The organism is Fenollaria sp., from assembly GCF_057222035.1.
In genome coordinates, this window is record NZ_JBXXYC010000001.1 from 473,774 (window position 1) to 493,500 (window position 19,727).

Below are 19,727 nucleotides of genomic sequence, written 5' to 3' on the forward strand. Positions count from 1 at the left end.
TCTTCACCTCTATTATTTAATTATTATTTCTAAAATTAAATCGATTAAATCGTTCTTTGCTTCTTTTATTATATCACATCTTGGGCCTGTATAAACCTTTTTATGTAAATATTGATGATTTTTATAGCTTATACCATAATAAACAAGTCCAACCGGAATCCCATCATATGACGTTGGCCCAGCGCTTCCTGTTATGGCGTAAACGATGTCAGTATCAAATAAATTCTTCGCTCCATCAAGCATAGAAGATAGTACCGCAATAGATACTGGTGTGTATTTATCAATCAATTCGCTATTAACCTTTAGTGTATTTATCTTAACCGATGATTGATAAGAAACAAGTGTGCCACGAAAAACATCAGATGCGCCAGAGACTTTAACAAGTTCGCTTGATATTAGTCCACCTGTTATTGACTCTGCTCCTGATATGCTTAAATTATTATTTTTTAAAATTTCAATAATTTTATTGCATTGTTCCATTGAATACTTCCCTATTTTTATATAGATAATTTATCATCGATAATATTGTTAGCGCTACTGAGACGTATAATAATACTTTTCCTATTATATACATATTTCTATTTATCAATATAATTGTTAAGAAGAAAAATATTACCGAGAAAAACTGTGTTGTCGTCTTAAGCTTACCAAAAATGTCAGCTGCTATGGATATATTTTTCTTCGCTGCAAGCATTCTAAAGCCTGATATAAGTAATTCTCTAAATAAAACTACTATGACTACCCATGGCTCAACGAAGCCCCTGTCTATAAACATGATGAAGGCGCTTAAAACAAGTATCTTGTCAGCAATAGGGTCTATAAACTTACCAAAATCTGTGATCATATTGTATTTTCTAGCGACATATCCATCTAGAAAATCGCTAAATGAGCCAAGTAAAAATATAATTAGGCTTGATATGCCGCTTTGATCATAGTAACAGCTTATTACAAAAATTGGCAGCAAAAATATTCTAAACATTGTTATTTTATTTGCTAGGTTCATAAATTTCACCTCTTAAATCATATTCAAGCGCTTCAATAATCTTTACATCTACAAAGCTTCCTATCTCTAGGTCTTTATCGCTCGTTACGTAAACTTGTCCATCTACATCAGGTGCATCCATAAAGCTTCTTAGAGTGTATTCGCCAGCTTCACCATCTTCAACTAAACATTTCATCACAGTTCCAACTCTTTTTTCAAGGCTCGCTCTTGAGATATCCATTTGCGCGTCCATAATTTTTTCTCTTCTTTCAGCTTTTGTCTTTTCATCAAGTTTTTCATTGAAAGAGTAGCTCCTTGTACCCTCTTCATCGCTATATTCGAAAACGCCAAGCTTATCAAATTTTTCTTTTTTAATAAAATTAAGTAACTCTTCAAAATCTTCTTCTCGCTCACCTGGGAAGCCGACTATAAATGTAGTTCTTAAAACTAGATCAGCTATCTTAGTTCTTAATTTTGTGATTAATTCATGAATTTCATCTTTATCAATATGTCTATTCATCATCTTAAGAACGTGATCTGAAGCGTGTTGAAGCGGTATATCCATGTAATTAAGTATTCTATCTGATGAATTAAATGTTTCGATTAAATCATCTGTGATATTATCTGGATATAGATACATAATCCTTATCCAAGGCATTTTAGTCCTCTCTAGTATTGCTTTTAAAAGCATATCAAGTGATGGCCTAGAATATATGTCCATGCCGTAGTCTGTTGTGTTTTGCGCGATAAGAATAACTTCTTTTGTGCCAAGCTTATGTAGATGATTAATCTCATTAACTATATCGTCAATGGACCTTGATCTAAGTCTACCTCTAAGCTTTGGTATTATGCAGTAAGAGCAGTTATTGTTACAGCCCTCAGCAATTTTAACGTATTCAGTGATGTCCGCAACATCTTTTTCTATATATTCAATATCCGCGTTTATGTTATCGATATAAACATCATCTTTATTATTTTCTTCATATTCTTTAATTATTTCGGAAATATTTTGAAAATTACCTGTACCAACTATGATATCTATCTCAGGAATCTCTTCTTTTAGCTCTTTTGAGTATCTTTGAGCAAGGCATCCGCTAACAATAATCTTAGCTCCATCCTTCTTTTGATTAATCATATCAAATATAGCGTCTATGGACTCTTCTTTCGCTGCATTTATAAATGAACAAGTGTTTATGATTATATAATCAGCATCAGATGGATTATTTATTATGGTATAATCGTTATTCTTAAGTTTATATGCCATTGTTTCTGAGTCTACATCATTTTTTGAGCAGCCCATAGTAAGTATAAATACTTTATTCAAGTCCTTCACCGCTTTCACCGTATAAATTTTCTAAATCTTCTTCTTCAATTAAAACTTTTCTTGGCTTAGATCCATCGTAGCCGCTGACAACGCCCATCTCTTCCATTTGGTCAACGATTCTAGCAGCACGTGAGTAGCCTATCTTAAGTTTTCTTTGTAAATATGATATAGATGCTTGTCCATCCGCTACAACCAGCTTAACCGCCTCATCGTACAAATCGTCCTTATCATCTTGCATTGTTTGGCTAGTATTATTCGTGCTTATGGATTCAACAGCATCTTGATTATAATTTGCTTCGCCTTGATTTCTTATGAAATCGCAAACTCTCTTAACCTCTTTATCGCTGACAAAGGCGCCTTGAACTCTAATTGGCTTTGAAAGGTTCGATGGATAGTAAAGCATATCGCCCTTGCCTAATAATTTTTCAGCACCGCTCATGTCAAGTATAGTTCTTGAGTCAATTTGCGAAGAAACTTGGAAGGAAATTCTCGAAGGAATGTTCGCTTTTATAGTTCCTGTAATAACATCGACCGATGGTCTTTGAGTCGCTACAATTAAATGCATGCCAGCTGCTCTCGCCATTTGAGCAAGTCTACAGATAGCGTCTTCGACCTCTGTTGCAGCAACCATCATTAGATCAGCAAGCTCGTCTATAATGATGACTATCTGTGGCATTTTTTCTGTGATAGTATCAAGTTCATTATAGCTTTGCATGTCCTTGACATTGTTTTTAGCGAATAATTGGTATCTCTTCTCCATCTCTTGAACTGCCCAGTTTAGCGAGAATTGCGCTTTTTTAGCGTTTGTAACAACTGGTATCAAAAGATGAGGAATATTATTATAAACATTTAATTCAACAACTTTTGGGTCAATCATAATTAATTTTACTTCATCAGGTCTTGCCTTATAAAGTATACTCATGATTATGGTGTTGATACAAACACTTTTACCTGAACCTGTTGCACCAGCGATAAGTAAGTGTGGCATATTGGCAATGGAGCTGATGATGGTATTACCTGTAACATCTTTTCCTAAAGCAAGCGGCAATTTTGATTTTAAATTTCTAAATTCGTCGCTATCCAGAATTTCTTTTAATAAAAGCGTATCCTTATTCTTATTAGGCACTTCTATGCCGACCGCACTCTTGCCTGGTATAGGCGCAAGTATCCTTATATCAGTCGTTGCAAGTGCTAGAGCTAAGTTATCTGATAGACTTAGTATCTTGCTAACTTTAACGCCAGCAGCTAAACTTATCTCATAAGAGGTAATAGTTGGGCCGCTGTTAACCCCAATAACTTTAGCATCAACGCCAAAATTGTTAAGCGTATCTTGAATAATCTTGATATTGTCCTTAATCTCTTTACCTTTTGAATTTGTGTTAGTAACTTCAACCTCTTTTAATAGATCAAGTGACGGAAACTCATAATGAACTATATCTTCCTTATGAATTTCTTTTTCAATATCAATTTCTTCGTTATTATCTTCTGTATCTTCAGTTTTTTGAGTTTTTTCTATCTCTTTTTTAATAGTCTTAGGCTTTTTATCAGTTTTTAGATTTTCTTTAGCCTTAAGATCGTCTTCTTTTTTATCTACTGCTTCTGTATTTTTAGTATTTGATGAATCGTTTATCTTTATATCGATAAAATCATTGTCAAAGCCTTCAAGATTGATATCATTTGTGTTTGTAACGGTATTCGTATCAGATATAGTCTTGATATCATCTTCATCATTAAAAATATCATCCGAAGAAAATATCTTTTTATTTCTCATCTCTTGTCTCTTAATTTTAATTTTTTCAACACTATTTTCAATTCCATCTTGAATTTTATTCATAGTGTCATCAGTTTTTTGGATAATATCAGCTCTTTTAATGCTTGTTAGCGTATAAATGTTAATTATATTAATAATAACTAAAATGATAACAGTACCAACGCCACCAAATAATCTATAAAAAAGAAAACCAAATACACCGCCTATTAGTCCGCCAGAAGCAAGTTCTCCCGCTGCTTCAGTCGCTTGAGAAACGTGTGCTGAGAATGAACTCATAAGTGATGTAGATGAATCAAAAATAATTAAAAGACTTAAAAATATAATGCTTAATGATATTATTAATTTTTTTGCAAATGGTCTAGACTTTGGTATCAATAAAACCAAAGCTATTACCAATAGATAAAATAAAAATATATTGTATCCAAGTGAAAAAAGGTAGACAAGACCACTCTTTATCCATCTACCAAAAACACCAGTTGCATCACTATTTGCAAAAATTAGCAAAAATACGGACGCAAAAAGTATTATTAGGCCTGATATCAATAAAGATTCGTTCTTATCTACCTTTTTATTTATTTTGCTCTTATTTTTTATATTTGTTCTTTTTTTTGTAGTTTTCATACAATCCCTTCGCTTACATCTCTTTTATAAGTAGTTTGCTACAATACAAACAATTCCTAATACTACTAAGTAATAAGAAAATACATGGAATTTCTTATTATTAGCAAGTACTTTTATTAACCTAATCGCTAGTACTCCTGTTATAAAGCTTACTATAAGTCCGACTATCGCGTTTAAATCAAAACTTACAGTCGCTCCCTCTTTATATATATCTTTTAATCCAAGTATAAAGCCGCCAAACATAGCAGGTATTGCTAGTAAAAATGAAAAATCGACTGCATCCTTCTTATTTATTCCTAATGCATGTGAAATAAATATAGTTGAGCCTGATCTTGATATGCCTGGCAGTGCAGCAATGCCTTGTACTGCTCCAATTGCAAGCACTCTTGGTACTCCAGCCTTAGTGATTCTCCTTGTTTTACTATACAAATTAATATCAATATAATATATCAATATTGCTGTTATGATGAAAAATACACCTATAAGTGATAATGACATATATAATTGATCTAGATACTTTTCTATATATAAAGCGATGAAAACTGTAGGTATAGTCGCTAGTATGATGTATAGAGCTAGTTTTTGATAATGGTTTAGCTCTATTTTTTCTCTTTTGATTAATGAAGCAAGCATTTTAAAAAACTCTACTATCATGTTTATAACTTGTTTATGATAAACAAGCAAAATTGAAAGTAAGGTTCCAAAATGCAAAACTTGTGAGAAAAATACATTACCTTCTTTTATATTAAATAAAATTTGAACTATGGCCAAGTGACCTGATGAGCTTATTGGCAAAAACTCTGTTATGCCTTGAATTATAGCGAGTATTATTGCTTTAATTAATGTCATTATTTTACTCCTGTTGAACCAAAGCCGCCATCTTGTCTTTCAGAGTCTGAAAGCTCATCTACTTCTTCAAAATTTATTTTTTCGTATTTTGATAAAACCATTTGAGCGATTCTCATACCATTTTCAATAGTAAAATCTTCTTTCGAAAAATTTATTAGAGGAACCTTTATTTCGCCTCTATAGTCACTATCGATAGTTCCGATACCATTGACAAGGCCAATGCCGTGCTTAATGCTAAGTCCTGATCTTGCTCTGATTTGAACCTCGTAAGAAGAAGGTATCTCTAAGTAGATACCTGTACTTACTAGTTTAAACTCACCAGCTTTTAATACAAGGTCTTCATCAAGTGAAGCTCTTATGTCAACGCCAGCTGAATTTTCTGTTTGGTATTTTGGTATTTCATTTTTACTCTTATTTATTATCTTAATAGTTGCCATAATTTTATCCTATTATTTTGATTCCCCGTCAGAATTTTCTACCAAGGCCTTTCTTGAAAGATTGATTCTGCCTTGTTCATCAATAGATGTAACCTTAACCATAATTTCATCGCCAAGCTTTAATACATCTTCAACTTTATTTACTCTTTCCTTAGAAATTTGTGAAATGTGTAATAAACCTTCTTTGCCATTTAACACTTCAACAAAAGCTCCGAAATTAGTTATTCTATTAACTTTACCAAAGTAAACTTCGCCTACTTCAACTTCTTTAACGATGTCTTCTATCATCTTCTTAGCACCGTTAAGTCCTTCAGTAGTATCTGCTGAGATGTATACGTCACCATCATCAGTTATATCAATCTTAGCGCCAGTTTCTTCGATAATCTTGTTAATTACCTTTCCGCCTGAGCCTATAACGTCTCTAATCTTATCTGGATCTATCTTGATTGTTGCAATCTTTGGTGCATATTCAGATAATTCTTTTCTTGGTTCACTAATAGCTGATGTGATTACACCAAGTATTTCAAATCTAGCTTTCTTAGCTTGTTCTAGAGCCACTTTCATGATCTCTTCGTCTATACCTTGAACCTTGATATCCATTTGCATAGCTGTGATACCATCTTTAGTGCCAGCTACTTTAAAGTCCATATCACCAAGGTGATCTTCAAGTCCTTGAATGTCTGTTAATATTTTAGTATTTGCATCTGATTTAATAAGTCCCATAGCAATACCTGCTACCGGTTTTTTGATTGGTACACCAGCATCCATAAGAGCAAGTGTTGAACCGCATATACTTGCTTGTGATGAAGAACCGTTTGAGCTTAGTACTTCTGATACAAGTCTTATAGTGTATGGGAACTCTTCAAGTGTTGGTATAACTGGAACTAAAGCTCTTTCAGCAAGGGCTCCATGGCCTATCTCTCTTCTGCCTGGGCTTCTAAGCGGTCTAACGTCTCCAACTGAATATGGAGGGAAATTGTATTGATGCATATAGTGTTTTTCGCCCTCTTCAACCAAGCCGTCTTGTGATTGACTGTCGCCAAATGAGCCAAGTGTAGCTATAGTTAAAACTTGAGTTTGACCTCTTTTGAATAATCCTGATCCATGAGCTCTAGGTAATAAGCCAACTTCTGCAGAAAGTGGTCTGATTTGTTCAGTATTTCTTCCGTCAGGTCTTAAATTTCTTTCAAGTATGCCTTTTCTGAACTCTTCGCTAGTGATATCATCAATAGTTTTAAGTATGCTCTTTTGATCTTCTGGATATTTTTCAAGATATTTATTTAGTATAGTATCCTTAAGTGATTCGCTGTTTTCAATTCTTTGGATTTTATCAGCTTCAAATATAGAGTCTTTAATGTCTTCTCTAAACTCTTTATCGATTTCATTAAAAATTTCTTCTTTTGCTTCAAATTTTTCAAATGAATATTTTTCTTTACCTATCTTTTTGATAATTTCTTCTTCAAATTCACAAATTTCTTTGATAGCTTCGTGTCCCTTTAGTATAGCCTTTATCATTTGATCTTCAGAAACTTCATTTGATCCTGATTCTACCATCATGATAGCGTCCTTTGTGCCTGAAATACATAGGTTTATATCAGACTTTTCCATCTCTTCTTGTTTTGGGTTGATAACGTATTCGCCATCTATAAGTCCAACGTAAACAGCTGCTGTTGGTCCGTTAAATGGTATATCAGAAATACATAAAGCTACTGATGAACCGATCATAGCAGCAATTTCTGGACTATTGTCCGGATCAACTGAAAGTACTGTTGCTATGACTTGTACGTCATTAAAAAAGCCCTCAGGAAATAAAGGTCTAATTGGTCTATCAATCAGCCTTGAAGTTAAAACTGCTTTCTCTGAAGGTCTTCCCTCTCTTTTTATATATCCTCCTGGTATCTTGCCAACAGAATAAAATTTTTCTTCGTAATCAACACTTAATGGGAAGAAGTCTACCCCTTCTCTTGGTGCTTTTGTGCTTGTCGCATTAACTAAAACATAAGTATCTCCATACTTAACTAAGCAAGAGCCACCAGCTTGCTCGCACATCTTTCCTGTTTCAATTTCTAAAGGTCTACCTGCTAAGGTAGTTTTAAAATTTTCTTGCATCTCACATCTCCTTTAATCTAATAAAAGAGCGGGATATCCCCGCCCTCTTTATCCTCTGATATTTAATCTGTCTATCAATTCACGATATTTTTCAATATCTGTGTTATACAAATATTTTAAAAGACCCTTTCTTTGACCGATCATTTTAAATAAACCTCTTCTTGAGTGATGGTCTTTCTTGTGTGTCTTTAAGTGTTCTGTAAGGTCATTGATTCTCTTAGTAAATATAGCTATTTGTACTTCTGTAGAACCAGTGTCCCCTTCGTGCATTTTAAAATCATCAATGATTTTTGATTTTTCTTCTTTTGATAACATTTTGTTTCCCCCTTAATAATATTTGCCTCAGCCAAGTGTATCGACGGGAACGATATACATAGCATAAGGTACCTATATTAGTATATCATGAACTTTAGCATTTGTAAAGCATTTTATACTCATAATTATAAATAATCTTCAAAATTTTTTGCAAAATCTATATCGCTCTTGATTTGCTTAATCAAATCATCTTTATCTTCAAAATTTAACATATCTCTGATCCTATAAATAAAGTATAATCTTACAGTATCATCGTATATGTCATCTTCAAAATCGAAAATGTTTGTCTCAACGCTTACAAAATCTTCATTAAAACTTAAGTTTTTGCCAACGCTAGTAACTGATTTATATATTTGGTCTTTAATCTTAATCTTTGTTACGTATACGCCTTGATATGGAATGATGTAGCCTGTGTTTATATTTAGATTTGCTGTTGGTATGCCAACTGTTGAGCCGTATTTCTTGCCATGGATAACCTTTGACTTTATCGAATAGTACCTTGATAATTCTTTGTTTGCACTCATCACTTCGCCCGATAGTATCAATTTTTTAATATTGCTAGATGAAATTTTTTGCATTTTTTCGTCTAGTTCAAAATTTAGTACTACGGCTTCGCCGCCACTCTCTTTCATCATCTCTTTAAGAAGGGCTGTGTCTCCTAATTTGTCAAGTCCAAAAGTATAGTCCTCGCCTGAATAAGTTTTTATCGCTTTTAACTTATCTAATAATATATCTTTAACAAAGGCTTTTGGCTCTGTTCTTTTCAGTTCATCTGTAAAATCAATCACATAGACTGTATCTATACCAAGCTCTTCAAGTATCTTGATCTTATCATCTATAGTCGTTATGCTCTTTGCATTTTTTAAATCGAGTAATAAAACAGATGATAAAACTTTATCTCTTTTGGTATCACTTATGCAAGTCTTAATTATTTTTAAGTGTCCTAAGTGCATTCCATCAAAGTAACCAAGAGCTATATAGCATTTTTCACTTGTAAACTCATCTTTTAAGTTAATTATCCTCATATTTATAAACCTTTTTCATATAAATATTCTTTCTGCCACTCTCATCTTTTTTTACATATCCCACGCCGCAAAATTTATCAGCGCAGTAAACCTTGTAATATTCTTCATTGTACGCGTCATTCACATAAGAATTCATACCATTTTGAACGGCTTTAAACCTTTTTTCCTGAAGTTTTAGTACAGGCAAATCTATGAGCGTATCGACTGGAATAAGGTCATCCTCTTCCATATCATCTATGCAGATAGCCTCATCAATCTTTAATGGACCGCTATAATACCTCATAAGATAATCTATATATGATATAGTTCCTAATTTTTGCGCTATATCAAAGGCTAGCGTCCTGATATAAGTTCCTGTTGAGACATCACTCATGACTATGGCATAAGATTTTTCTTTGTTAAATTTCAAAAGTCTGTTTTTATAAATTTGAACAGTTTTTGCTCTTGAAGCTGTGTCTATATCTATATTTTCTCTGGCTAATTTATACATAGGCACTCCATTAATCTTTTTCGCGGAATATTTTGGCGGAACTTGCTCGTAAGCGCCTTCCATCTCATCCAAGACTCTTAATAAATCATTTTTTTCAAAGTCCCATGCTTCTTCATCGGTAAATTCTCCTTCAGCATCTAGAGTCTCTGTTGTTTTGCCAAAAATTATTCTATAAATATAAGCTTTTTTATCAAAATCCAGAAAATCTATAAACTTAGTTGCTTCACCGACTGCTATGGGAAGCACGCCAAAAGCCATAGGATCTAAGGTGCCTATATGTCCTGTCTTCATCTTGCTCAGATGCTTTACCTTATTTGTATAATATCTACTAGACTTGCCTTTTTCCTTAAAAACATTGACTACTCCGCTAGTTTGCATTGTCAACATATCCCTTCAATCTCTTAACTAGCTCATCTAAACTGCCTTTATAAGTTAATCCAGCAGCGTATTTATGTCCGCCGCCATCAAAGTCTTCTCCAATGCTACCTACATCGTATTTGTACTTGCTTCTTAAAGAAACTTTGTAAATATCTTTAACTTCTTTGATTATGGCAATCATGTCATAATCTTCAAGTCCTTGTAAAAATGCAAGTATATCGTCAGTATCGTCCCTGCTTGTATTAGTCTTAAAAAAATCATCATTCTCCAAAACTAAATAAGCAAAATCTTTATAGAAATTTATTTTATTAATAGCAAGTTTATATAAATCAAAAATATTTTTACTCATGCTTCTATAAAGCTTTATATTTATCTCATTTATATCAATGCCATAGCTCATAAGTTTAGAAACTTTTTGCATAGTCTCATCTGTTGTCGACGAGTACATAAACCTTCCTGTGTCAGTATCTATGCCGATGTAGAGCATAGTGGCAATTTCTTTATTCATAGGAAGATCAAGTTCTTTTATGATATCATAAACTATCTCAGCGCTTGATGAATACTCTTCTAGAACATAATTTATATCGCCAAAATACTTATTGCTCTTGTGATGATCTATGTTGATAATTTTTTTCGCAAATTTTAAATTATCTTCATTAAGAAGTCTTCTCTCGTCAGCGCAATCAATTACTAAAAGCACATCGCACTCGCTCATGTCATCGTCATAAAACTTTGTTTCTTCGATAAACTTGTATTTACTAGGAATATCATCTGGCTTAATTATATTTATAGTTTTATTTTTATATTTTTCTTTAAGTGAGAGATAAAGGCCAAGCGTTGACCCCATGTTGTCCCCGTCCGGAGATTTGTGAGAAATAATGTTTACGCTAGATGCATTTTCAATCGCTAGACCAATATCTTTTATACTGTTATTACTCTTCATCTTCTTTTTGCTCTTCGTTTGATTTTTCTTCGCTCTCTAAGTTTAATTTATTTAGTATCTTTTGAATTTCTATACTATATTCAACGCTTTCATCAATTTTAAATCTAAGTTCAGGAACTTGTCTGATCTCTAAAACTTTTGCAAGACGTGATCTGATATAGCCCTTAGCATTTTCTAAGGCGCTTAAGGTATCTTCTTTAGTTTTTTGGCTGCCATAAATCGAGAAATATATAGTAGCCACAGAAGTATCGTTAGATAGCTCAACCTTAGATACGCTAGTCATTTGATCAATTCTAGGGTCCTTAAGTCCTTCGATTAGTAACTCAGAGATAATTCTTTGTATTTCAGATTGTACTCTATATAATCTTCTCTTGTCCATAATATCACCTATTAAGCTTTAACTTCTTCTATGATGTAGGCTTCCATTTCGTCGCCTTCCTTGATATCGTTGTAATTTTCAAGACCTAGACCAGCTTCATATCCAGTAGCTACTTCTTTAGCGTCATCTTTAAATCTCTTTAATGAAGAAATGCCTCCGTCATGAATAACCACATCGTCTCTAAGAAGTCTTATGCTTGAATTTCTTGTAATTTTACCGTTGTCAACATAGATACCAGCAATGCTTTGTCCATTAGGTAATCTAAATGTAGCACGTACAGTTGCTCTACCTAAAACAGTTTCCTTAGTCTTTGGCTTAAGCATACCCTTAACAGCGTTTTTGATATCATCTATGATGTCATAAATAACTCTATATGTCTTAACTTCAATGCTTTCAGCGTTTGCTAAGTCCATCGCACCATTGTTTGGTCTTACGTTAAAGCCTATGATGATGGCGTTTGATGCGCTAGCAAGCATTACGTCAGACTCACTGATTCCGCCTACACCGCTGTGTATAACGCTTACCTTAACTTCTTCGTTTGAAAGTTTAGTAAGTGATGAAGCGATGGCTTCGATTGAACCCTTGTTGTCTGCCTTAATGATTACATTTAAATCTTTTAGCTCGCCTTCTTTGATTCTGTCAAATAGATTGTCCAAAGAAACTTTTTGAGTAGCTGTAATCATTTCTTCTCTTTGCTTTTCTTTTCTCATCTCAGCTATGGCTCTAGCCTTCTTTTCGGATTCAACTGCGTAGAAAAATTCGCCTGCTTCAGGAACTTCGCTTAAGCCCATGATCTTAACTGGTGTACTTGGTGTCGCCTTCATGATGCCCTTACCGTTATCATCAACCATAAGTCTAATTTTACCGCAAGATGTTCCTGATACAACGTAGTCGCCCTTCTTAAGAGTTCCCTTTTGTACTAGAACAGTCGCTGTAGGTCCTTGTCCTTTATCAAGTTGAGCTTCAATTACTGTACCCATTGCTCTTCTGTTAGGATTTGCCTTGATGTCTTCCATCTCGGCAACTAGTGTGATCATTTCAAGTAGTTCATCTATATTGATTCTCTTCTTTGCAGATACTTCTACTGTAATAGTTGATCCACCCCATTTTTCTGGAAGTAAATCGTTATCTGCTAGCTCTTGATATATTTTTTCAATATTTGCTTCTGGTCTATCTATCTTGTTTATCGCTACTATGATAGGTACGCCAGCTGCCTTACTATGTGATATGGCTTCTTTTGTTTGTGGCATGATACCGTCATCTGCTGCGACAACTATTACTGATATATCAGTGATTTGCGCTCCTCTAGCTCTCATTTGCGTAAAAGCTTCGTGGCCAGGTGTGTCTAGGAAAACTATTTTTTTGCCTTTAACATTGATGCTGTAGGCACCAATTCTTTGAGTAATACCACCTGCTTCTCCAGCTTGTACCTTAGTTTGTCTAATCGCATCAAGAAGTGATGTTTTACCATGGTCAACGTGTCCCATAACTGTAACTACTGGTGGTCTAGTAACTAAAGTGTCTTCACTGTCTTCAAAATCAAGTTCTAGTGCTTCTTCTTCTGATTGAGGTACTTCTAATTCAACTTTTACGCCAAATTCATCAGCCATAAGTGATGCTGTATCGAAGTCAATACTTTGGTTTTGATTAAGCATAAGTCCAAGCATTATAAGCTTAGTAATTAATTGATTTACACCAACACCAAGCTTTTCAGCAAGGTCCTTAACAACGATAGGATCAGTGATATAAACCACTTCATCTTTAGCTTTTTTAGCTTCTACTTTTTCTTCTTTTACTTCTTGAGCTTTATTGTCATTTTTCTTGTTTTGCTTACTTGTGTTCTTGTTTGCGTTTTTCTTGTTTCCAGCGTTTGCTTGTCTATTATTGTTTTTATTATCCTTATTTTTATTCTTATTCTCAGCGCTTTCCTTTTTTGCTTCTTGCTTTGTTTCTTTCTTTATTTCATGTCTTTTTGCTTCAGGCTTCTTAACCTCTTCCTTTTTTGCTTCCGCCTTCTTTAATTCAGGCTTTTCTTCAGTTTTCGCGCCCTTCTTTGCTTTATTAGCTTTTTTATCACTTGCTTTTTTATCTATTATTTCACTTTCTTCTTTAATTTTGTGTATCTTTTTCTTTGGTTTTTCTTTGACAGCTATTTTATCTTCTTCTATAAAAAGATCTCTTATCATATTAGCTGTTTCTTCATCTACACCACTTAAGTGAGTCATTGGCGGTAGATTTAGTTCTTGGAGTTTATCTAGTAGTTCTTTTGTTTCCATATTCAATTCTTTCGCTAATTCGTAAACTCTTGTCTTCATATAATCACTCCTTCTTTACATTTCTTAGCTCCTCTAAGGTTTCATTATCTATATTACATTTTAAAGATTTTTTAAATAAATTCTTTTCAATTGCATGATTAATGCATTCTTCGTTATTGCACACATAGCTTCCGCGGCCTTGTATTTTTTGATCTTTGTCAATAAATACGCCCTCCTCAGTCTTAGCTAGTCTAAGCATTTCATATTTATTGTGAAATGACCTGCATGCGACGCATTTTCTCTCAAATGTTTTATTCTTCGCCATTTCTAAATAAATCAATTAATGAATCATTTAATATCTCTTGATTGTCAGCATCGTAGTACGGCTCACTTGTTGGTCCTGTAAATGTGCTAGGATCTTCTGGGTGAATATCTATCTTCCAAGTAGTAAGTCTAGCAGCGAGTCTTACGTTTTGTCCTTGCTTACCTATAGCTAAACTGATTTGTGAGTTAGGTACTATGGCGATGGCTGATTTTTCTTCTTCGTTAATTTCGCAGCTAACTACATCTGCTGGTGATAGAGCATTTTTTATGAATATCTCTGGATTTTCATTGTAAATAATTATGTCTATCTTTTCTCCATTTAGCTCTTCAACTATGGAGTTAACTCTTTGACCCTTTTGTCCAACGCAAGCGCCTAGTGGATCTATGCTATCATCTTTTGCGTAAACAGCAATCTTTGATCTAGATCCTGCTTCTCTAGCGATTGAGTAGATATCGATAAGTCCTTCAGTTATTTCAGGAACTTCTAGTTCAAAAAGTCTTCTAACTAGTATAGCCTTAGCTCTTGAAAGAACTATTTGTGGTCCTTTACTAGTCTTTCTAATCTCTGATATAACTAGCTTTAATCTGTCTCCCATCTTATAGACTTCATTTGGGATTTGTTCGCTTGGTGGAATTATGCCCTCTACCTTACCCATGTCTATGAAGATGTTCTTATTTGATATTCTTTGTATTTGTCCTGTAATAATTTCGCCTTGTCTTACTATAAATTCATCGTGAATTTTTTCTCTTTCAGCGTCCTTTATCTTTTGTATTACAACTTGTTTAGCTGTTTGAGCAGCTATTCTGCCATACTCCTTTGGAGCTTCTTCAAAATTAACTGTATCACCAACTTTATATTTGGAGCTAATTTTCTTAGCATCTTTTAATGATATTTCATTGACATCGTCTTCTACTTCGTCAACAACAGTTTTTTGCGAATAAAGTTTTATATCTCCTGTCTCTCTGTTGATGTCAACTACAACATTTTGCTCAGTTTGGAAATTTTTTCTAAAGCTTGATACTAATGCAGTCTCCAAAGCATCAAAAATAACATCTTTAGATATACCCTTGCTTTTTTCTAATTCATCTAAAGCTTCTATAAACTCTTTGTTCATCATACCCTCCTAAAATTCTATAGCCTGCGTAAGTTTTCTTACATCGACTCTTTTGATTTCAATAATTTTTCCATCACAATCAAGTGTGAATGACTCTTCATCGTAATTTTTAAGTATGCCTATGTGCTTTTCGTTATTTTTTAGTTTTGCATCGAGTTTTATGTCCATGTTTCTTCTAAAATCATCATCCGTCTCTATAGGTCTATCTATACCCGGAGATGATATTTCTAAATAATACTTGTCCTTGAGTTCTTTTTCTGCTTCAAAAATTGGATCTAGCTTTTCTGATGCCTCTTGAAGCAGATCTATATCAAGACCATCCTTCTTGTATACAAATACAGTTACCGTCATCTCGCCTTTTTGTCTTGTAAAAGCAATATCAACTAGCTCCGCCTTTAAATCTTCAAGCGCCTTAGCTACACTTGGACTAAGTTTTTCTTTTAAACTTTTGTAATTCATACCTCTCACCCCTCATTATAAAATAAAGAGTGGCGAGCCACTCTTCAATGCAAAATATTACCTTATATATTATATCATATAATAAGACTATTTACAAGTCTTTTATAAAATTAATCATTCTTAATTAAAGCTTTGTCTAAACTGTTAACAAGTTCCTTATTAGATGATGTATTTGTCATGAATTTACGTAAATATTCAACCGCGTATTCATTTCCGTTCTTATTCATCATAGCTCTAAACTTTCTTTGAATCTTTAAAGTTTTTTCATCTAATAATAATTCGTCCTTCCTTGTGCCCGAATTTAATATGTCAATGGCTGGGAAGAGTCTCATGTTTGATAGGTCTCTATCTAAGTAGAGCTCCATGTTACCAGTGCCTTTAAACTCTTCGTAAATAACTTGATCCATCCTCGAGCCAGTATCAATCAAAGCAGTTGCGAGTATACTTAGACTGCCTTTATCCTTGAAGTTTCTTGCCGCTCCAAAAAACTTCTTCGGTCCAAATAAAGCGCCTGGATCCAAGCCGCCAGACAGTGATCTACCTGTTGGCGTTATCATCATGTTATATGCTCTGGCAAGTCTTGTGATGCTATCAAGAAGTATAACTACATCCTTTTTATGCTCGACAAGTCTCTTCGCTCTCTCAAGCGTCATTTGCGATACCTTTATATGATTTTCAAGATCTTCGTCAAAAGTCGAGTAAATCACATCGCCATTAATGCTTCTCTTAAGATCGGTAACTTCTTCTGGTCTTTCATCAATTAAAAGAACTATAAGTTTTATCTCTGGATGATTTATATTAATGGCATTGGCTATCTTTTTGATTAAAGTAGTCTTACCAGCCTTTGGTGGCGCAACGATAAGTCCTCTTTGTCCCTTGCCTATAGGTGAGATTAAATCAATAAACCTTGTCGATAGTTCATCTTTAGTCGTTTCAAGCTTAATAAGCTCATCTGGATACTCTGGAACCAAATCATCAAAGTCCGCTCTCTTAAAGCAAGTATCAAGACTATCGCCATTGACCTTATTGATATAAACTATGGCATTTTTAGAATTTTCTTCATTTGATTCGTCTTTTTTTCTGACCTTACCAGTAATTTCATCGCCTTGTCTTAATAAAAACTTTTTTATATAAGTTGGCGAAACATAATAATCATTGTCGCTTTGTGAATAATTTTCTCTTCTTAAAAATCCAAAACCATCTGGAAGTATCTCTAAGATGCCCGTTACTTCAACAGTTTCAATACCATCTATAGAGTTATCCTTATTTGTTTTTGAATCAGTTTTGTCTTCTTTTGATTTATTTTTTTCAATACATGCGCTGCCATTATTAATTTTTTTAAAAAATTCATCCAAATTCTTACACGACTTAAAAGCATCCTCATCATGATTTGTGCGGATGCTCTTAAGAATATATTCGATAAGCTCAAGTTTTTTTAACTTAGTAAAGTTTTTTAGCCCATAGCTTTTAGCAAAATTTTGTAGCTCTACTAATTTATAATCATCTAAGTGATTATCTACAATCATTTAGCGTACTCCGGCTTTTTATCTAGTATATGAGTTGCTTTGATAAATCTAATTGTGCCTGTTTCAGCTCTTAGTACTAGTGTTTCTGTCTCGCAAACGTTTTTCTTGATAAATTTAACTCCATCAAGTAATTCGCCGTGTGATACACCTGTTGCTGAGAAAGCAATTTCATCGCCTTTAACAAGATCGTCAAGATGAAGTATTTTATCTGGATTTATGCCCATCTTGATGCATCTTTCTTTTTCTTTCTCATCTTTTGGTAAAAGTTTACCTTGCATTTCGCCGCCCATGCACTTAAGTGCTGCTGCAGCTAAAACTCCTTCTGGTGCACCGCCGCTACCAAGAAGCATATCAACGTTAGTATCTTCAAAACAAGTTTGTATTGCAGCGATAACGTCGCCATCATTTATAAATTTAATTCTAGCGCCATTGTCCCTAAGCTCTTTAACTATAGCGTCGTGTCTTGGTCTATTTAACATAACTACAGTTGTTTCAGAAACTTCTTTGTTAAGCGCCTTAGCAACTGCTTTTAAATTTTCTGTAACAGACTTTTCTATGTCAACAACGCCCTTAGCCTTAGGTCCAACAGCAATTTTATTCATATACATGTCAGGAGCGTGTAAAAGGCAACCAGCTGGTGCAACAGCTACAACTGATATAGCATTTGGCATACCATTGGCAATGGAATTTGTTCCATCTAGTGGGTCTACAGCTATGTCAACTTTAATTGCTCCGTCCTTGCGATCACCGATCTTTTCGCCTATATATAGCATAGGCGCTTCATCAATCTCGCCCTCGCCTATAACTACAGTTCCGTCTATGTCAACAGTATCGAACATCCTTCTCATAGCTTCAACTGCAGCTCCGTCAGCAGCGTTCTTTTCGCCTCTTCCAAGCCATGGAGCAGAGCTTAATGCTGCTGCTTCAGTAACTCTGGCTAAATTCATTACTAAATTTCTATCCATAATTCTCTCCTATTTAACACTTTCCCAATCTTTTAAGAATCTTTCTATACCACTATCTGTTAATGGGTGGTGAAGCATTTGTTTAAATACCTTATATGGCACTGTAGCTATGTCACAGCCAAGTCTAGCGCATTCAACTACATGCATTGGATGTCTTACAGATGCTGCTATAACTTCAGTATCATAATCATAGTTATCAAATATATCCATGATTTCTTCGATTAAATTAAGTCCGTCTGTTGATATATCATCAAGTCTACCTAAGAATGGGCTTACATAGCTAGCTCCAGCTTTTGCAGCTAGAAGTGCTTGTGTTGAAGTAAATACAAGTGTTACGTTTGTCTTTATGCCCATAGCGTGTAATTCTTTAACAGCTATAAGTCCTTCTTCAGTCATAGGTACTTTTATAATTATGTTTTTGTGTATCTTAGCAAGTTCTTTTGCTTCTTCTACCATCTCATCATGTTTAAGTGAAACAACTTCTGCAGATATAGGTCCATCTACAATGCCAGTTATTTCAGTAACAACTTCTTTAAAATCTCTTTTTTCTTTAGCGATAAGGCTTGGGTTTGTAGTAACTCCATCAACTACGCCCCAATTAGCGATCTCTCTAATTTCATTAACATTAGCTGTATCAATAAATAGTTTCATATTTCCTCCTATAGCCTAATCTTTGCTATCAATCTAAAGCCGTCAACAATCTCTTCGTCTTCAGCTAGTTCCCACATGTTTTTGTCATTTCTCATAAGCAGCATACTTCTTAAGTAGTACATCATGATACCTGCGTCAACATATGATGGCTTTCCATTGTTATCGTCAATATATAGATAAACATAGCTTCCTTTGATTATAAATCTCCATGGTTGAAGGTTTGATGTTGATGGTGCAAATCTTGCATAATAGAAAACATCGTCTAAACCTAAATTTTCAAGCATTTCTATATCCATGCTGTTAGCAAAACTGCCATCGAAAACGATTTCTTCAACTGGTTTTCTTTCAGAATATTTATCAAGGTCGAATGGGTTTGATGGTTTTTCATATCCAATAGCTAGAACGAAGTCTGAATTGTTTGCATACATATCAAAAACTTCTCTCTTTTTATCTTCGGATACGCCAAATAAACCAACCCAGCAAGTAGCAATGTCAAGACCATGTAGCTTTGTGATTAAACTTTCTGTGTAATAACTTTGCAAGATCATTGATTTTGCTGAGTCATCGCTTCTATTGATAACGATATAGTGAGGTGATTTAATCATAACACCTGAGTAGCCAGCGTGACCATCTAAAGCTTCGTAAACCATCTTTCCGTCCTTAACAATGTTAAAGCTTACAGAGCTTTGTCCATCTTCCTTAGATGTTTCAGAGCATATAGCTTTGATTTTAACAAGTGTATCATCGCTTAGCGGCTTAAGTTTAAAATCTCTCACTGATTTTCTAGTTTTTAGAAAATTATTCATTAA

20 protein-coding genes are annotated in these 19,727 nt (G+C 34.1%); all 20 read right to left on the minus strand.

Features of this window, described 5'->3' with window-relative positions:
• Window positions 1-12 precede the first annotated feature (12 nt).
• The 20 genes from AC2UOP_RS02370 to AC2UOP_RS02465 all read right to left on the minus strand — a co-directional run bounded on the left by AC2UOP_RS02370 (window position 13) and on the right by AC2UOP_RS02465 (window position 19,724).
• A complete protein-coding gene (locus AC2UOP_RS02370) occupies window positions 13-480 on the minus strand; it encodes a CinA family protein (protein ID WP_484832490.1) in 468 nt (155 codons plus the stop codon).
• Window positions 464-1,003 carry a CDP-diacylglycerol--glycerol-3-phosphate 3-phosphatidyltransferase gene (gene pgsA, locus AC2UOP_RS02375; RefSeq protein WP_484832491.1) on the minus strand — a complete coding sequence of 180 codons (540 nt, stop codon included), beginning with the start codon at window positions 1,001-1,003 and terminating at the stop codon, window positions 464-466. Before pgsA ends, AC2UOP_RS02370 begins: the two co-directional genes overlap by 17 nt.
• Complete coding sequence (rimO, locus tag AC2UOP_RS02380) at window positions 987-2,306, minus strand: 30S ribosomal protein S12 methylthiotransferase RimO (RefSeq protein WP_484832492.1); 1,320 nt, start codon at window positions 2,304-2,306, stop codon at window positions 987-989. The genes pgsA and rimO overlap by 17 nt, the downstream gene beginning before the upstream one ends.
• A complete protein-coding gene (locus AC2UOP_RS02385; protein ID WP_484832493.1) occupies window positions 2,299-4,698 on the minus strand; it encodes an FtsK/SpoIIIE family DNA translocase in 2,400 nt (799 codons plus the stop codon). The genes rimO and AC2UOP_RS02385 overlap by 8 nt, the downstream gene beginning before the upstream one ends.
• A gap of 24 nt (window positions 4,699-4,722) precedes the next feature.
• Entirely contained in the window at window positions 4,723-5,547 is an 825-nt protein-coding gene (locus tag AC2UOP_RS02390) for an undecaprenyl-diphosphate phosphatase (RefSeq protein WP_106017713.1), read from the minus strand.
• Window positions 5,547-5,984: a dUTP diphosphatase gene (gene dut / locus AC2UOP_RS02395; RefSeq protein WP_106017712.1), complete on the minus strand. Its 438-nt coding sequence runs from the start codon at window positions 5,982-5,984 to the stop codon at window positions 5,547-5,549. Before dut ends, AC2UOP_RS02390 begins: the two co-directional genes overlap by 1 nt.
• A 12-nt stretch (window positions 5,985-5,996) precedes the next feature.
• Entirely contained in the window at window positions 5,997-8,093 is a 2,097-nt protein-coding gene (locus AC2UOP_RS02400; RefSeq protein ID WP_106017711.1) for a polyribonucleotide nucleotidyltransferase, read from the minus strand.
• A gap of 48 nt (window positions 8,094-8,141) precedes the next feature.
• Complete coding sequence (gene rpsO / locus AC2UOP_RS02405) at window positions 8,142-8,408, minus strand: 30S ribosomal protein S15 (RefSeq protein ID WP_019213707.1); 267 nt, start codon at window positions 8,406-8,408, stop codon at window positions 8,142-8,144.
• A 125-nt stretch (window positions 8,409-8,533) separates the two neighbouring features.
• On the minus strand, window positions 8,534-9,433 hold the full coding sequence (locus AC2UOP_RS02410; protein WP_484832494.1) for a bifunctional riboflavin kinase/FAD synthetase: 900 nt from the start codon (window positions 9,431-9,433) through the stop codon (window positions 8,534-8,536).
• Window positions 9,420-10,301: a tRNA pseudouridine(55) synthase TruB gene (gene truB, locus AC2UOP_RS02415; RefSeq protein WP_484832495.1), complete on the minus strand. Its 882-nt coding sequence runs from the start codon at window positions 10,299-10,301 to the stop codon at window positions 9,420-9,422. The genes AC2UOP_RS02410 and truB overlap by 14 nt, the downstream gene beginning before the upstream one ends.
• Window positions 10,291-11,244, minus strand: coding sequence for a DHH family phosphoesterase (locus AC2UOP_RS02420; protein WP_484832496.1), 954 nt, complete (start codon window positions 11,242-11,244; stop codon window positions 10,291-10,293). Before AC2UOP_RS02420 ends, truB begins: the two co-directional genes overlap by 11 nt.
• Window positions 11,234-11,623, minus strand: a complete 390-nt coding sequence (gene rbfA, locus AC2UOP_RS02425) for a 30S ribosome-binding factor RbfA (protein WP_070598922.1) — start codon at window positions 11,621-11,623, stop codon at window positions 11,234-11,236. Before rbfA ends, AC2UOP_RS02420 begins: the two co-directional genes overlap by 11 nt.
• 11 nt (window positions 11,624-11,634) lie before the next feature.
• Window positions 11,635-13,938 (minus strand): translation initiation factor IF-2, encoded by a 2,304-nt coding sequence (infB, locus tag AC2UOP_RS02430; RefSeq protein WP_484832497.1) that lies wholly within the window; start codon window positions 13,936-13,938, stop codon window positions 11,635-11,637.
• Window positions 13,939-13,942: 4 nt separating this feature from the next.
• Window positions 13,943-14,218 carry an RNase P modulator RnpM gene (gene rnpM / locus AC2UOP_RS02435; protein ID WP_484832498.1) on the minus strand — a complete coding sequence of 92 codons (276 nt, stop codon included), beginning with the start codon at window positions 14,216-14,218 and terminating at the stop codon, window positions 13,943-13,945.
• Window positions 14,190-15,317, minus strand: coding sequence for a transcription termination factor NusA (gene nusA, locus AC2UOP_RS02440; protein ID WP_484832499.1), 1,128 nt, complete (start codon window positions 15,315-15,317; stop codon window positions 14,190-14,192). The genes rnpM and nusA overlap by 29 nt, the downstream gene beginning before the upstream one ends.
• A 9-nt stretch (window positions 15,318-15,326) precedes the next feature.
• A complete protein-coding gene (locus AC2UOP_RS02445; protein WP_484832500.1) occupies window positions 15,327-15,776 on the minus strand; it encodes a hypothetical protein in 450 nt (149 codons plus the stop codon).
• Window positions 15,777-15,886: 110 nt separating this feature from the next.
• Window positions 15,887-17,302: a transcription termination factor Rho gene (gene rho, locus AC2UOP_RS02450; RefSeq protein WP_484832501.1), complete on the minus strand. Its 1,416-nt coding sequence runs from the start codon at window positions 17,300-17,302 to the stop codon at window positions 15,887-15,889.
• Window positions 17,299-18,267 carry a class II fructose-bisphosphatase gene (gene glpX / locus AC2UOP_RS02455; RefSeq protein ID WP_019213718.1) on the minus strand — a complete coding sequence of 323 codons (969 nt, stop codon included), beginning with the start codon at window positions 18,265-18,267 and terminating at the stop codon, window positions 17,299-17,301. The genes rho and glpX overlap by 4 nt, the downstream gene beginning before the upstream one ends.
• A gap of 9 nt (window positions 18,268-18,276) precedes the next feature.
• Complete coding sequence (gene fsa / locus AC2UOP_RS02460; RefSeq protein ID WP_019213719.1) at window positions 18,277-18,918, minus strand: fructose-6-phosphate aldolase; 642 nt, start codon at window positions 18,916-18,918, stop codon at window positions 18,277-18,279.
• Window positions 18,919-18,926: 8 nt separating this feature from the next.
• Window positions 18,927-19,724, minus strand: coding sequence for a nitroreductase family protein (locus tag AC2UOP_RS02465; RefSeq protein ID WP_484832502.1), 798 nt, complete (start codon window positions 19,722-19,724; stop codon window positions 18,927-18,929).
• Window positions 19,725-19,727: the final 3 nt, after the last annotated feature.

What these genes read in the sequence shown, in the direction of transcription:
- rbfA (WP_070598922.1), bottom strand. Translation starts at nt 11,623, where the DNA reads ATGGACAAGAGAAGATTATATAGAGTACAATCTGAAATACAAAGAATT.
- rho (WP_484832501.1), bottom strand. Translation starts at nt 17,302, where the DNA reads ATGATTGTAGATAATCACTTAGATGATTATAAATTAGTAGAGCTACAA.
- AC2UOP_RS02385 (WP_484832493.1), bottom strand. Translation starts at nt 4,698, where the DNA reads ATGAAAACTACAAAAAAAAGAACAAATATAAAAAATAAGAGCAAAATA.
- infB (WP_484832497.1), bottom strand. Translation starts at nt 13,938, where the DNA reads ATGAAGACAAGAGTTTACGAATTAGCGAAAGAATTGAATATGGAAACA.
- glpX (WP_019213718.1), bottom strand. Translation starts at nt 18,267, where the DNA reads ATGGATAGAAATTTAGTAATGAATTTAGCCAGAGTTACTGAAGCAGCA.
- dut (WP_106017712.1), bottom strand. Translation starts at nt 5,984, where the DNA reads ATGGCAACTATTAAGATAATAAATAAGAGTAAAAATGAAATACCAAAA.
- AC2UOP_RS02400 (WP_106017711.1), bottom strand. Translation starts at nt 8,093, where the DNA reads ATGCAAGAAAATTTTAAAACTACCTTAGCAGGTAGACCTTTAGAAATT.
- rpsO (WP_019213707.1), bottom strand. Translation starts at nt 8,408, where the DNA reads ATGTTATCAAAAGAAGAAAAATCAAAAATCATTGATGATTTTAAAATG.
- AC2UOP_RS02465 (WP_484832502.1), bottom strand. Translation starts at nt 19,724, where the DNA reads ATGAATAATTTTCTAAAAACTAGAAAATCAGTGAGAGATTTTAAACTT.
- AC2UOP_RS02420 (WP_484832496.1), bottom strand. Translation starts at nt 11,244, where the DNA reads ATGAAGAGTAATAACAGTATAAAAGATATTGGTCTAGCGATTGAAAAT.
- AC2UOP_RS02390 (WP_106017713.1), bottom strand. Translation starts at nt 5,547, where the DNA reads ATGACATTAATTAAAGCAATAATACTCGCTATAATTCAAGGCATAACA.
- pgsA (WP_484832491.1), bottom strand. Translation starts at nt 1,003, where the DNA reads ATGAACCTAGCAAATAAAATAACAATGTTTAGAATATTTTTGCTGCCA.
- AC2UOP_RS02410 (WP_484832494.1), bottom strand. Translation starts at nt 9,433, where the DNA reads ATGAGGATAATTAACTTAAAAGATGAGTTTACAAGTGAAAAATGCTAT.
- truB (WP_484832495.1), bottom strand. Translation starts at nt 10,301, where the DNA reads ATGCAAACTAGCGGAGTAGTCAATGTTTTTAAGGAAAAAGGCAAGTCT.
- fsa (WP_019213719.1), bottom strand. Translation starts at nt 18,918, where the DNA reads ATGAAACTATTTATTGATACAGCTAATGTTAATGAAATTAGAGAGATC.
- AC2UOP_RS02445 (WP_484832500.1), bottom strand. Translation starts at nt 15,776, where the DNA reads ATGAATTACAAAAGTTTAAAAGAAAAACTTAGTCCAAGTGTAGCTAAG.
- nusA (WP_484832499.1), bottom strand. Translation starts at nt 15,317, where the DNA reads ATGAACAAAGAGTTTATAGAAGCTTTAGATGAATTAGAAAAAAGCAAG.
- AC2UOP_RS02370 (WP_484832490.1), bottom strand. Translation starts at nt 480, where the DNA reads ATGGAACAATGCAATAAAATTATTGAAATTTTAAAAAATAATAATTTA.